At 66.9% G+C, this 13,402-nt stretch carries 14 protein-coding genes; 7 read left to right on the top strand and 7 right to left on the bottom strand.

Features of this window, described 5'->3' with window-relative positions; all coding sequences use genetic code 11:
* Positions 1–10: 10 nt before the first annotated feature.
* From ABIE38_RS17615 to ABIE38_RS17600, 4 genes are all read right to left on the bottom strand, one after another.
* The gene (locus tag ABIE38_RS17615) at positions 11–1,405 is read right to left on the bottom strand and encodes an aromatic ring-hydroxylating oxygenase subunit alpha (protein WP_354058497.1); all 1,395 of its coding nucleotides are present in this window, start codon (positions 1,403–1,405) and stop codon (positions 11–13) included.
* Positions 1,402–1,707 carry a hypothetical protein gene (locus tag ABIE38_RS17610; RefSeq protein ID WP_354058495.1) on the bottom strand — a complete coding sequence of 102 codons (306 nt, stop codon included), beginning with the start codon at positions 1,705–1,707 and terminating at the stop codon, positions 1,402–1,404. The genes ABIE38_RS17615 and ABIE38_RS17610 overlap by 4 nt, the downstream gene beginning before the upstream one ends.
* A 111-nt stretch (positions 1,708–1,818) precedes the next feature.
* Positions 1,819–2,565, bottom strand: coding sequence for a ThuA domain-containing protein (locus ABIE38_RS17605; protein ID WP_354058493.1), 747 nt, complete (start codon positions 2,563–2,565; stop codon positions 1,819–1,821).
* 82 nt (positions 2,566–2,647) lie between these two features.
* Positions 2,648–3,514: a TetR/AcrR family transcriptional regulator gene (locus ABIE38_RS17600; RefSeq protein WP_354058491.1), complete on the bottom strand. Its 867-nt coding sequence runs from the start codon at positions 3,512–3,514 to the stop codon at positions 2,648–2,650.
* 121 nt (positions 3,515–3,635) lie between these two features.
* Here ABIE38_RS17600 and ABIE38_RS17595 point away from each other — a divergent pair, with 121 nt between their 5' ends.
* The 5 genes from ABIE38_RS17595 (at position 3,636) to ABIE38_RS17575 (ending at position 8,106) form a co-directional block, all read left to right on the top strand.
* Positions 3,636–4,298, top strand: a complete 663-nt coding sequence (locus tag ABIE38_RS17595) for a TetR/AcrR family transcriptional regulator (RefSeq protein ID WP_354058489.1) — start codon at positions 3,636–3,638, stop codon at positions 4,296–4,298.
* 104 nt (positions 4,299–4,402) lie between these two features.
* Positions 4,403–5,110: a histidine phosphatase family protein gene (locus ABIE38_RS17590; RefSeq protein ID WP_354058487.1), complete on the top strand. Its 708-nt coding sequence runs from the start codon at positions 4,403–4,405 to the stop codon at positions 5,108–5,110.
* A gap of 51 nt (positions 5,111–5,161) precedes the next feature.
* On the top strand, positions 5,162–5,923 hold the full coding sequence (locus ABIE38_RS17585; RefSeq protein WP_354058485.1) for an SDR family NAD(P)-dependent oxidoreductase: 762 nt from the start codon (positions 5,162–5,164) through the stop codon (positions 5,921–5,923).
* Positions 5,923–7,317: a dihydrolipoyl dehydrogenase gene (gene lpdA, locus ABIE38_RS17580; protein WP_354058483.1), complete on the top strand. Its 1,395-nt coding sequence runs from the start codon at positions 5,923–5,925 to the stop codon at positions 7,315–7,317. Before ABIE38_RS17585 ends, lpdA begins: the two co-directional genes overlap by 1 nt.
* A gap of 21 nt (positions 7,318–7,338) precedes the next feature.
* The gene (locus tag ABIE38_RS17575; protein ID WP_354058482.1) at positions 7,339–8,106 is read left to right on the top strand and encodes a ThuA domain-containing protein; all 768 of its coding nucleotides are present in this window, start codon (positions 7,339–7,341) and stop codon (positions 8,104–8,106) included.
* A gap of 43 nt (positions 8,107–8,149) precedes the next feature.
* Here ABIE38_RS17575 and ABIE38_RS17570 read toward each other — a convergent pair whose 3' ends face one another.
* Positions 8,150–8,926 carry an SDR family NAD(P)-dependent oxidoreductase gene (locus ABIE38_RS17570; RefSeq protein WP_354058480.1) on the bottom strand — a complete coding sequence of 259 codons (777 nt, stop codon included), beginning with the start codon at positions 8,924–8,926 and terminating at the stop codon, positions 8,150–8,152.
* Positions 8,927–9,085: 159 nt separating this feature from the next.
* Between ABIE38_RS17570 and ABIE38_RS17565 the strand changes: the two genes are divergently transcribed.
* Both ABIE38_RS17565 and ABIE38_RS17560 read left to right on the top strand, forming a co-directional pair.
* Entirely contained in the window at positions 9,086–10,810 is a 1,725-nt protein-coding gene (locus tag ABIE38_RS17565; protein WP_354058478.1) for a PEP-utilizing enzyme, read from the top strand.
* Positions 10,807–11,823 (top strand): zinc-binding dehydrogenase, encoded by a 1,017-nt coding sequence (locus ABIE38_RS17560; RefSeq protein WP_354058477.1) that lies wholly within the window; start codon positions 10,807–10,809, stop codon positions 11,821–11,823. Before ABIE38_RS17565 ends, ABIE38_RS17560 begins: the two co-directional genes overlap by 4 nt.
* Before the next feature lie 30 nt (positions 11,824–11,853).
* On the opposite strand, the gene erm is transcribed toward ABIE38_RS17560, so the two are convergent.
* A complete protein-coding gene (erm, locus tag ABIE38_RS17555) occupies positions 11,854–12,633 on the bottom strand; it encodes a 23S ribosomal RNA methyltransferase Erm (protein ID WP_354058476.1) in 780 nt (259 codons plus the stop codon).
* 184 nt (positions 12,634–12,817) lie between these two features.
* Positions 12,818–13,375: a TetR/AcrR family transcriptional regulator gene (locus ABIE38_RS17550; protein ID WP_354058474.1), complete on the bottom strand. Its 558-nt coding sequence runs from the start codon at positions 13,373–13,375 to the stop codon at positions 12,818–12,820.
* Positions 13,376–13,402 lie beyond the last annotated feature (27 nt).

Here is a 13,402-nt window from a genome sequence, read left to right as displayed (position 1 = left end):
CGCTGACGGATCAGTCGACCTCCTCGCCGACCCACTTGGCGAGGAGGTGGTGCATGTGACGGATCTTGATCTCCTGGTACCGCGCCATCGGAAGCAGCTTCCTCGTCGTCGTCTTCAATCCGCGATGCACCTTCGGCATGTTGTAGGCGTCCTGATCGAACACCCGGGCCGAGCTCCCGAGCACCGTCGCGTCGATCCAGGTCTGTTCCGGGGTGAGCCACTCGACCTTGGCGGCGGGAGGCCGCGGACCCGAGAACGGGGCGAGGAGGTAGACGTCCATGATGGAGGTCTCGTGGTCGTCGCCGTTGGGCCGGAAGCGGTAGACGATGCGCTGGTAGGCGCCCCAAGGATGGAAGTTGGGGAACACCGTGTAGTAGATGCTGTCGAGAGATTCCGCGTCCGACATGTTGTCGGCCTTGAAGTCCCCGATCACCTCCCGCAGACCCTCGCGGGCGAGCATGCCGGACATCTCCCTGGCGGTGACGCCGTCCGGCAACGTGACCAGCGGGTCCTCGTCGATCCGCGCGTCCACCATCGAATCGAACATCTCCTGCTCGGTCGGGGTGAACCTGATGTGCGGGCTGGGCACGCCGTTCGCGGTGATGCCGCGATTGAAGTTGCCCCAGGTGTCGTACTGGCTGTTCGAGTCACCGGTCCCCACCACGCGCTGGGGATGGGTCGTGACCACGTGGAACGCCTCGGAGAACGCCTCCTGGGCGATCTTCCAGTTGGCGTCGATCACCTTGGCCACATGGGCCTGGATGTAACGGTCCTCCAGCGGCCAGCCCTCGAAGTGCTTGTCCAGATCGCCGAGGAAACTCGCCAGTGACTCCGATTCCGGGTCCATGTTGATGAAGACGAATCCGCCCCACGTGTCCACCTTGACCTGGGGGAGATCCATCTCCGCCTTGTCCACGTGGGGGAAGTCCCACTCGCAGGTCATGGACTTCAGGGAGCCGTCGAGGTTCCAGCAGAACCCGTGGAACGGACAGCGGAGGTCGTGACCGGCGGGGCCGCTCTCCTCCCGGAGCGTGCGTCCCCGGTGCAGGCAGGAGTTGTAGAAGGCCCGGATCGACATGTCCTTGCCGCGGACGACCAGGATGGACTTCTCGCAGATCTCGTAGACGTGCGTGTCCCCCGGCTCGGGGATCTCCTCCTCGCGGCACGCCATCTGCCAGACCTTGTACCACATGCGATCCCGCTCGAGCTCGTGGTATTCGCGGCGGATATAGCGCGAGACCGGGATGAAGCTCTGGTCCTCGTAGAGCTCGTGGGTCTCTTCCCTCAGCACCGGCGGGACGGGGTGGGTGTCGGTGTCGAGCAGCCGCTGGTAGCCACCGGCGTACTCGCCGTGTTCGTCGTCTGATGCGTGACGATCTGTGGCGCGGGAGTCGATGTCGGTCACTGTGTGCCCCCTTCGGTGGCGTGCGCGGCGCGGGCTTCCTCGGCGAGTCGGTCCGCCTGCATCCTCTCGAGGAGCTTCGCCGCGCCCATGAATCGGCGGTTCTGGGTGATGGGTACCGGTTCGCGGGGGCCGAGCCCCACCCAGCGAGCCATCTCGGGGTCCACCGATCTGACCTCACCGTGCAGGTAACGACCCTCGGGGTCGAATGTGCCGGTCTTTCCGTCCCTAGTGGTGACGAGAACGTTGTAGTCCTGGTCGAACTCGTAGATGGCACGACTCATCGGATGGCGAATCTGACGCATCGGTATCTCCTCGGTGGGCCGAACCCCTTACTTGGCAACGTGTTCACTTACAGTAGCACCGCACAGTGAGAAGCGACACAGGAAAAACTCGATACGTTGTCAACTAACGCGCTAGGCGAGGTGCCCCGCCCACCGCAGAGAGTTGGCGACGAGCGCCCGGTAGTGGGGAGAGGCCAGGGTGGCCGCCGTGTCGCCCGGCTGGAGATAGACGAGTCGACTCCGGCCGCGTGCACGGCACCAGCCGATGAGCGAGGACCCCGGCTCGTGTCGCCACCCCTCGCGCTCGTCCCGGCGACCGGCCATGGCCAGTGCCGTCGAGAAGTGCACGTCATCAGTCATCGGAGCGTCAGTGCGCAGGAGGGGGACGACCGAGTCCTCGAAGATCTCGCAGAGGTACGTCTCGTCGATCAGATCGAATTGCGGAGGGACCCCCGCGACCACGGGGTGCGCATGGTTCTCGACCGTGATCCGTTGGCGAACCGCGTGGCGGTATCCGGAGTCCGGACGAGGGACGCCACGCACCGTCCCGGGCCTGTAGAGATATCGACCTCCGACAAACTCCGACCATTCGTCCCAGTTCGCCCAGGAAGCGATGGCGTGGTGAAGGACCACGTACCCGTGACCGCTTCGGGGCGCCGCCCGCAGCCTCGCCTGCAGCGAGGGCGGAGGCTCGGACGGCTCGGGCAGGGTGCCGGGCATGTCGTAGTGGAGCGACACATCGAACTCGGCGATCTCGTCGAGGTCGATGTCCGCGTCAGGATGCTCTCGCCACGTGATGTCACCCGGAAGGGCGTCGAGGAAATCACTGAACGCGTGCCGATCGAACGAGTGACCGCCGGTGATGGCGAGGATGCGCATGGCCGAACTCCCACAGGATTGAGTAACTAGTCTCAACTTCAAGTTACTTCACCGCTGTGCGGTTCGCGGCCACGAGTGGCGTTCAGCGGCCGACAATCATCCTCGTGCAGACATCCCCCGTGGCGGTACGGAGCTGTTCCTCCGGCACGTCGGCCAGGGGCCCGCCCTCGATCCGCAGCGGCTGGATGGCGATGGTCGTCGCGATCACGGTCCGCACCCGGAGGGACCGGGCGGCGTGTTGCGCCGTCGCGGCTCGACGGTTGGGTTGATCGTCGCTGACCGGAAAATAGTCGAACGCCCGGCGGATATGGCGCTCTTCGTACTCCCTGGTCAGCAGCCTGGTGCCCGGTGTCGCACCCCCGGCCATCTGGAGGAACAACATCCGGGCCGAGTTGGGGTGCTCAGCCGTCCAGTCCCAGACCGCCCCCAGGACGTCCCTGAAGGATTCGGGGCCCGCCGAGACATCGTCGGGACGCGCCGTCTGGGCGGCGGCGGAGCTCGCGTCCATCGCGTAACCGAGGGCGCTCTCGAAAAGCTCTTCCTTGCTGGCGAAGTGGTAGTAGACCGCCGTGGGCACCATTCCGGCCTCCTGCGCGATCTCCTGGATGGCCGCCTCCGCGAAGCCCTTCCTGGAGAAGACCCGGACAGCGGCCTGCACGATGAGGTGACGACGCGACGGGCGGTGGGCCCCCGAACCGCTGCGTGGTTCGGAGGACTCGGGCGACCGCGATGACGCCGTGCTCGGCGGTTTCGAGTCCCCGGTCGACACCTCGTCGGAGCCCGTGCGGTCGACAGCGTCCGGGTCCCCGTCCGGGCCCGGGTAGTCGTCGGGACCGAGCCCGGCTGGCGGCAGATCGTCGGCCGCCGGTGTCGAGTCCCAGCCCAGCCACTCCGGATCGGGCCGGGATGCCGAGTCGGCGGCCTCGGATGATCTCGCGGACCGCGCCATGCGTGCTCCCCTCGGAGGTCGGAGGCCGCGACCGGTAGCGATGATGCCCGGAGGGCAGTGATCGCGGCGTGGTAACAGGATGGCACAGGCGTCCACGTGAGGTTGCTGTCATGCTTGAGCCATGGTGGCCAAAAAAGCTACGGAGCGTGCCGGCGCCAAGCGGTCGAACGGCGCCTCCGGTTCGGGAACTGTCAACGGAGGGCGCCGTGCAGCCCATCGCCCATCTCGGCGGGACGTCGTCGTCGAGGCCGCGATGCACCTCTACTCCATGCGGTCCATCGAGGACGTCACGGTGGCCGACATCGCCGCGGAGGCGCAGATGAGCTCGGCGGCGGTCTACTACCACTTCTCATCGAAAGAGGAGGTACTCCTCGGAGGGTTGCGGATCTTCACCGAACGGATGCTGGAGTACCTCCGGGCGCGGATCGATGACGACCCCGACGCCTCACTGGGCGAGTTGATCGTGGCGGTCCTCGAATGGTCCGATGCCCATCGAGCGGCGTCGTTGGTGTACTTCGTGCGCTCTCCGGGATGGAGTCTCTCGATCGAGGCGCTGCGCCGTGAGGTCCGGTTGGAGTTGCTGGCGATATTCGCCGGTGAACTCAGGGTGCGCGATCGGATCGCCTCCACCGCGACGCAGGGCGCAGCGGCGACCGCTCTCTCGAGCCTTCTCGAAGTGGCGGCGGCCTCGTGGTTGACCGAGGATGCCGTGCTGGCGAATCTCGGACGGCGTCGCTTCTCCGACGAGGTGCGCGACATCGCAGCCGACATCGTCAATGTGTGACGTGAGACTCGAAGGGATCAAGTTTCGACCTGTGCACGATCCCTCTACCAGCACCTTTTCGTTAGTATCTTTATAGCGTCCATAGTCTGTGGTTCACTGAGTGCGTGCTCAACAAGACCCGTGCGCGAACCATCGATCTCGACAACCCGTTTGCACCGCTGACCGGATTGTGTGAGCTGATCCTCGTCCGTCACGGCGAGCAACTGCTGACGCGGGAGCTGAGCGCGTCCGAGACCGTCGATCCGCCCCTGTCCGACCTCGGCCGGCGCCAGGTGGAGGCGGTGGCCGACCGAATGCGGTCGAGCCGGATCGACGCGGTCTATTCGTCACCACTGCGCCGCGCGCTCGATACGGGCCGCGCGATCGCCGGCCACCACGGCCTGGAACCCACCGTTTACGAAGCCCTGACCGAGTACGAGCCCTGGCAGGACTTCCCCGCCGACCAGTCTCCGTTCGAGACGCTGCCGCATGAGGAGATCTCCCGGATCTTCCGGGAACACGCCCGCACGCGGAGCTACCAGGCGTTCCCCTACGCGGAGGACCCGATCGCGTTCCGCGCTCGTGTCCTCGGCTCGGTCGCCGCGATCGCGGACTCCAATCCGGGCCGGCGCGTCGTGGTCACCTGCCACAGTGGCGTGATCAACGCGATCCTCGCCGACGCACTCGGCAGCGGATTCGACATGCCCGTCCGAGTCCACCACACCTCGCTGAGCGTCGTGCGCGCCGCGGACACGCGACGCGCGGTCCAGTCGATCAACGACTTCACCCACGTCCTGTCGTTCCAGTCCGAAGTCGGAGCGATGAACCTGTAACCCCTCCGGATCGTCCACCCGGCGATCCCGACCGACACGAAGGAATCCCCCATGGATCTGAACCTCAAGGGCAAGAGGGCCCTCATCAGCGGCGCGAGCAAGGGCATCGGTCTGGCCATCGCGCGGACCCTGCTCGCCGAGGGGGCCTCGGTGGGCATCTGTGCTCGCGGCGAGGAGCAGTTGAACACGACCGCAGCCGAATTGGCACAGCATGGAACCGTCTTCCACAAGTCCGTCGATGTCGGCGACCCGGACGCGGTCGCCTCCTTCGTCGACGACGCCGCAGACGCGCTCGGCGGTGTCGACATCGTCATCGTCAACGCATCGGCCATGACGGGCAAGGGCCGCGAGGCATGGGAGAACAGCTTCAACGTGGACCTGATGAGCCTCGTCAGCTTCATCGAGTCCTCGACGCCCCACCTGGAGAAGAGCCCGGCGGCCTCGGTCGTCACCATCAGCACCACCTCGGCCATCGAAGCCGGCCCGATCACCACAGCGAACAGCTACGGTGCGCTCAAGGCCGCGGTGTTGCAGCACTCCTCCGCGCAGGCCCGCGTACTCGGCGGGAAGGGCATCCGCGTCAACGCGGTGTCCCCGGGCCCGGTCTATTTCGAGGGCGGCCCGTGGGACACGATCAAGGAGAAGCGGCCGGAGCTCTACGAAGCGGCGCTGTCCGCGGCATCGCTCGGCAAGCTCGCCGACGCGCAGGACGTCGCCAACGCTGTCACCTTCCTGGCCTCACCGGCGGCGGGCCATATCACCGGGACCAACCTCGTCGTCGATGGTGGCTTCACCAACCGCTTCGACTTCTGATGACAGAACGCGAGGTCGAGAACGCCGACCTGGTGGTACTCGGTGGCGGCTCGGGTGGGTACGCCTGCGCGCTACGGGCGGCCCAGCTGGGATTGTCGGTCATCCTCATCGAGGCCGGCAAGCTCGGTGGTACCTGTCTACACAACGGCTGCATCCCGACCAAGGCGTTGCTGCACGCCGCGGAGGTGGCCGACACGATCCGTCACGCCGCCGATGTCGGGATCGAGGCGACGCTCGGCGGAGTCGACCTCAACGCCATGCACGGGTACAAACAACAGGTCGTCGACGGTCTTCACCGCGGCCTGGAAGGATTGATCTCCTCCAGGCGGATCCGGGTGCTCGAGGGTCGAGGTCGTCTGCTCGGGGGAACCGAAGTCGAGGTCGACCTCGGCGCCGAGGGCAGTGTTCGATGCCGCGGGGAAGCGCTGGTGCTCGCCACGGGATCGCAGGCCCGGACCCTGCCGGGAGTCGAGATCGGCGGGCCGATACTCACCAGCGATGAGGCACTCGAACTGCAATCCCTACCCGGGTCGGCGATCGTCCTGGGTGGTGGCGTGATCGGGTGCGAGTTCGCCAGCCTCTGGACCTCGTTGGGGGTGGAGGTAACCATCCTGGAGGCGGCTCCGCGGCTGCTGCCCACCGAAGACGACTGGTCGTCCGCGCAGCTCGCACGGGCCTTTCGCAAACGGGGCATCACACTCCGCACCGGCACCCAGCTCTCAGGCGCGACCGCCACCGACGAGGGTGTCACAGTCGACCTCGGTGGTGAATCGATCACCGCCGACCTCATGTTGGTGGCCGTCGGTCGTGACCCCCGGACACGCGATCTGGGACTGGACGACGTGGGCATCGCAACGGACCGCGGGTTCATCGTGGTCGACCAGTGGTTGCAGACCGCTCTGCCGGGGGTCTTCGCCGTCGGAGACGTTGTCGCGGGACCGCAGTTGGCGCACCGCGGATTCGCCAACGGGGTCTTGGTCGCCGAGCAACTCGCGGGGGTCGACTGCTCGCCGGGAGACGACCACGGCATCCCTCGCGTCACCTACTCGGTCCCCGAGGTGGCCTCGGTGGGACTCACCGAGGCGCAGGCTGCCGAGAAGTACGGTGACATCTCGACCTCCGTCTACGATCTCGGCGGCAACGGTAAGAGCCGGATCCTGCAGACCGCAGGTGGTGTGAAACTCATCAGGTCCGGCTCCGACGGTCCGGTCGTCGGCATCCACCTTGTCGGGGCCCGCGTCGGCGAGCTCATCGGAGAGGCGCAACTCATCTACAACTGGGAGGCCACCGCCGAGGACGTCGCCGGGATGACGCACGCGCATCCGACCCAGGCCGAGGCCCTGGGCGAGGCGCACATGGCGCTGGCCGGCAAAGCACTGCACGCGCACGCCTGAACACGACACGGAGGTGGCCAGATGTCGGGACCCGCGGACCGGCTCGACGCGGTGGTGATCTGCGGTGGCCAGTGGCACGATTTCGATCACGCCAGGCTGCAGATCCTCGCGCTGCTGGCGGAACATGAGTCCGTGCGGACGCGCGTGTTCGAAGACTACGGCTGCGTGCCGGCCATCGACCGCGCTGACCTCCTCATCACCTACACCTGCAACCGCGTCGCCGGGGAGGAGGCGCAGGCCGCTCTGACCCGCTTCCTGGACCGTGGGGGACGGTGGCTCGCGTTGCACGGCACCAACTCCGCGATCGTCCGGACCGACAGCGGGTCACCGAGCAGGTACGTCACCCCGCGCACCATGGGTGTGCTGCCCCGGCTACTGGGCAGCCAGTTCCTCGGTCACCCACCGATCGCCCCGTTCCGGGTGACCATCAGCGCTCCCGAGCATCCGCTCGTCGCCGGGATCTCGGACTTCGAAGCCCACGACGAACTGTATGTCAGCGAGTTGCACGAGCCGATCGAGGTTCTTGCGCACACGCGATACGTCGGCGAGTCGACGGGCTTCGAAGAGGGACACACCGTCCACGACGAACCCAGGCCGGTTCTCTATCTCAAGCACCACGACACGGGGACGGTCTGCTACTTCACGTTGGGACACTGTCGCGGCAGGTTCGACGTCCAGGATCTCGGGATCGACGATCTCGGTCGAGTGGATCGCGGCAGCTGGGACGTCCCCGAGTTCCGCGAGATTCTGCACAGATGCGTCAGTTGGGCGGTCACCGGGGGGTCCTGACGGCGCCGTCGCCCCTCCGGCCGGAGGGGCGACGGCGCCGGCCTCAGTAGGACGCGGTGCCACCGTCCACGCTGAGGAGTGCGCCTGTGATCCCTGCCCCGGCATCGGAGGCGAGCAGCATGGCCATCGCAGCCACCTCCTCGACGGTGTTCGGGCGTTTGATGGAGGACTCCTGCGAGAAGAGCGCGACCATCTCCTCGAAGGACATCCCCATCGCCTCCGCGGTCGCGGGGCCGTTCTCCTTGATGATGTCGGTGATCACGAGCCCGGGACAGATGGCGTTGACGGTGATGCCCTCGGTACCCACCTCGCGGGCGATCGACTTGGTCATCCCGTTGATGGCGTGTTTGGCCGCGACGTACGCGGTGAAGACCGGTTTGCCCTGCTTGCCCTCCACGGACGAGATGTTGATGATCCGTCCCGACTTGGTGGGCAGCATGTGCTGCAGCGCCCGCCGGGTCGCCCAGAAGTTGGAGTTGAGATTCCAGTCCATGACGAGATTCCACTCGTCGTCGGTCAGCTGGGCGGCCGGCTGCAGGTCCTTGGCGCCACCCGCGTTGTTGACCAGCACGTCGATGCGGCCGAACGTGGCCACGGTGTGCTCGATGAAGCCCTCGACGTCGTCCTGCCGACATACGTCTCCGGCGTAGAACACCGCCCGGTCACCTGCGTCGAAGTCGGCCAGCGCCCTGTCCCCCTTCTCCTGTGACCGCCCGTTCAGCATCACCTTGGCCCCCTCCGCGAGGGCGGCCTCGGCGATCCCTCGACCGATCCCCTGGGTGCCGCCGGTGATGGCGAATACCTTGTCCTGCAATTTCATGCGAGTTCCTCCTCGGTGGACAACCGTGACTTCGACGCCGACTAACTTGCCATTGACTACAGTAGCGACTGTAGGGTGTCATACATCACAGTTAGATGTACATGCTCTCAAGAAACTCGACCGATCCAACACTCCGATCCCTGTAGATATGAGGACGACATGACCGAAGAACGCTGGCTGGTCGACACTGATCCCAGTGCGCGCCTGCCCATCTACACCCGCCTCAATGCCAGTGATGTCCTGTCCGACCCGATCACCCCGCTCGGCGCGGACCTGGGATGGATCCAGAACATCCTGCCCGGCTGGAACTACGGCTACGCGTTCCACGGCAGCTACTCACTCACCGAGCGGCCGGACGTCGCCGCCTCCTCGGGAGTCTTCTACGGGCACCTGTACATCAACCTGTCGATGTCGCGGCTGGTCGGAATCCGCGGCGGGCTCTCGGTGGAACTGGTCGATCAGCTCTTCTACGGCGGCGACCCGGACATCCCGGAGTACGTCGGCCACCCGGACGACGAGAACTCCGAGGCCAGCGCGCGGCTGGCGGATCGGAACGCCTGGATCATGTCCACCGAGTCGTTCCCTGAACTCGAGGAGGATCGGGTGCTCGCTGATCGACTGCGGACCGAGCGGCCCGATCTCTCGACGATGACCCCGGCGGCGCTGGTGGCACGGGCCCGCTCGGTCATGCCACTCGAGCGCGCCGCGTGGCGCGGCGAGGTCGTGGCCACCAACGGTGCGGCGGTCGGACCGTCGGTTCTCGGCCAGCTCCTCGGACCCGATAACCAGGACCTCGTCGTCCGACTGGTCGGGTCCGCCGGCGATGTCGACTCCGCCCTGCCGTCCTACGCTCTCTGGGAGCTCGGTCGGATGGTGCGAGCCAACGGGGAGTTGACCGCAGCGTTCGATGAAGGGTTGTCGGATATCACGTCGCGGGTTCGGGGGATCGACCCCGACTTCGATGCCGCGTTCGCGCGGTTCATCGCCGACTTCGGCTATCGCGGACCCAACGAATGGGATCTGGGATCGGTCTCGTGGGAGACGAACCCGGAACTGGTGATCTCGCTGGTGGATCGCCTCCGGCTCCAGGAAGACACCGCTTCGCCGACCGCGCGCCTCGCCGAGCATTCGCAGGAGACCGACGACGCGCTCGAACAGGCGAGATCGATCGTCGGGGACGACCCAGAAGCACAGGCCACCCTGGCGGCAGCGCTCGCCTCCGCTCGCCGTTTCGCCGCCTGGCGGGAGCGGGCCAAATCGAACTGCATCAAGGTGCTTCACGAGGCCCGGGTCCCGTTGATGGAACTCGGAAGGCGTCTGCATGAGAGTGGAGATCTGGACGAGCCCGAGTTGGTGTTCATGGCCGTGGACAACGAGCTGGACCTGCTCGCGAGCGAGCCCGGGGCTCTCAAGGATGTTCTCATCGATCGCCACCGCGCCTGGAAGGGCCTGTTCGGCCTCGAACTGCCGACCTTCCTGGACACCCGCGAACCGATTCCACCGCTGGAGAGCCTGCGGCGCAAAGGCGACACCGAGGTCATCCTCGCCGAGACCGGAGAGGTGCTCCACGGCTCCGGCGCCTCACCGGGCGTGGCGCGAGGCCGCACCCGCACCATCACGTCGATGGACGACCTACGGAGTTTCGAGGTCGGCGAGATCCTCGTCGCGCCGCAGACCGACCCCTCCTGGACACCGTTGTTCATGGTGTCCGCAGCGGCCATCACCGATGTCGGAGCGATGGGATCGCACGCCATGATCGTGAGTCGTGAGCTCGGGATCCCCTGCACGGCGGGTGTGCCCGGTGCCACCCGCCGCATTCCCGAGGGCACCCTGGTCGAGGTCGACGGCTCCAGGGGCACCGTGACCATCCTGGAGCTGCCATGACGGCCACGGCGGGCACGCGGACCCGAGCCGTCGTCCTCCGTCGACGCCCCTCGGACGGTCTGCCCCGCCCAGAGAACTTCGAGGTGCGCGAGTTGGATCTCGCCAAACCGGGAGAGGGCCAGCTGGTCGTCGAGAACCGGTTCATGTCCGTCGACCCGTCGATGAAGGGCCGGCTGGGCACCTCGGAGATGCACTACACCACCAACTTCCGGGAGGGACGGCCCCTCGACGGTTCGGCGATCGGTGTCGTGGTCCACGGCAACGCGGACATCCCCGAGGGCTCGTTCGTGCGGCACCGGCTCGGCTGGCGTGAGCACGCGGTCGTGGACGCCGCGGCCGCCACGGTGATCGACGCACGTGGTGTGGAACTGCATCATTGGCTCGGTGTCCTCGGCCAACCGGGTTTCACCGCTTACGCGGGGCTGTTGCGCGCGGGGGGACTGCAGCCCGGTGACGACGTGTTCGTCTCCGCGGCGGCCGGTGCCGTAGGGAGCGCGGCCGGCCAGTTCGCGAAGCTGCTCGGTGCGGGGCGGGTCATAGGGAGTGCCGGCGGCCAGGCCAAGGCGTCGTTGCTGACCGGGCGATTCGGATACGACGCCTCGATCGACTACCGCTCGGAGCCTGTCGCCGAGGGACTCCGGCGGTGCGCCGAGGACGGCATCGACCTCTACTTCGACAACGTCGGTGGCGACCATCTCGTCGCCGCCCTGCAGAGTCTGCGGATCAACGGGCGCGTAGCCCTGTGCGGCATGATCTCCAACGGCGGCACGGATCGACCACCGATGGACCATCTCATGCAGGCGATACTCAAGAGAGTCACGCTGAGAGGCTTCATCGTCCGGGATCACGAGGACCTGCGCGCGGAGTTCGAAGATCGCACCGTCGGTTGGATCTCACGTGGAGAGTTGACGGCCGAGGCCACCATTCATCGCGGAATCGACAACGCTGTCGACGCCTTCCTGGCGATGCTCGGCGGCGGCAACGTCGGCAAGATGCTCGTCGAGCTCAACTGAAGCCCGGCCGGGTCGACATTCCCGGCGTCGCTACCGCATCACCTGCCGCAGAGCGTGGTACAGCGCGACCCAGTGCTGCGCGGTGAGGTCCCTGGGCAGGGCGTCAGGTGAGACGCCCGCCCGGGCGATGACTCCGCGGACACCAGATCTGCGCCGCGGGTGCACCACGGTGGCCAGGATCGCCGCGACGCCCCGGCCGCGGCCGGTGAAGACGTCGTGGACGAACCGGCGGTATGCACCCCGGTCCTGTTCCGCGAGAAGAGGACGAGGCCTCCGGGCCAGGACGAGCAGCGCTCCGTCGACTGTCGGCTCCGGCCGGAAGGCCCGGCGGGACACTCTGCGGTGCAGCGTGAACTCGATCCACGGCCACCACTGCGCGGTCATCATGGTCGCGCCCCCGACGCCAGCTCGCCGACGCGCGACCTCCCACTGCACCAGCAGGACGGCCGTCGTCGTGGACGGGGAATGGAGCAATTTGCGCAGGATCGAGGTGGTGAGGTGGAACGGGAGGTTGCCCACGACCACATGCGGGGTCGAGGGTAGCTGCCACCGCACGAAGTCCGCGTGGACCAGCTCCACGTCTGGAGCGAGTGAACCCCGGAGGTGCTCGACCGTCCGCGAATCGATCTCCACCGTGGTGAGTGGGCGACCCAGGGACTGCAACGGGATGGTCAGTGCACCCCGGCCGGGCCCGATCTCAATGATCGGCCCCGAGGTGTCGTCGACGATCTCGATGATCGCGTCGATGACGGTGGTGTCGGTGAGGAAGTTCTGGCCGTGCTCGTGTCGGCCGCCCCGATAGGTGGGCATGTGTAGACGCTCCGGATGAAGAGAGTGCGCCCGGGCATGCAGAAGCGCCGCCCGGCTGGACCGCGGAGCGGCGGAAGCGTCCTACAGGAGGGAATCCGCCGCTAGAAGCGACGGTCCCGAATCAATGTGGTGAAGCAGGCCATGACGGGGAGTGTATCGGACCCTCCGCGCGTCATCCCCGCCATCACTCCCGGGGCGGCGGGCCCACGACCGGTGCCATCCACCCCGAGATGAACGCGCGCAGCTCGTCGTCGGGCCGGGAGGCAGGGTCGTCCAGGCAGAGCACCGACCAGCCGACGTGCACGGCGATGTCGGCCAGGTTCTCCACCCGGCCCTCGAGCTCGGGGAAGCGGTCGACGGCGGGAGAGAGCAGTGCCACCGCGTAGTCACGTGCGCGCTGGGATGCTCCCGGGTCGAAGATCGGGTTGGCCGTTCCGGACAGCGTGAGCTCCCGGAGCAACGGATCGCCGAGGACGTGGTGGCGCGCCTGGACCATCATCTCGACGAACAGTTCCAATGGCGTTCCGGTCGACTCCATCAGGTCGGTGAACGCCCCGGTCAGCGAGGTGAGACGGTCGGAGACCGCCTGGGACACCAGCTCCTCCCGGGTGCCGAAGATCGAGTGGACGGTCTGCCGACTCACGCCCGCACGCCTGGCCACTCCGGCGACGTTCACGGCAGTGAAGCCCGACTCCCCGATCACGGCTCGGGTGGCCTCGAGGATGATCTCCCGGGATCGCACCCGTCCACTATCCGCCAGCGTCGGGTC

The sequence above is a fragment of the Dietzia sp. 2505 genome, assembly GCF_040546785.1.
Taxonomy (GTDB): Bacteria; Actinomycetota; Actinomycetes; order Mycobacteriales; family Mycobacteriaceae; genus Dietzia.
Note: the sequence above shows the minus strand (reverse complement) of the source record. Positions and strands in the feature narration are given on the sequence as shown.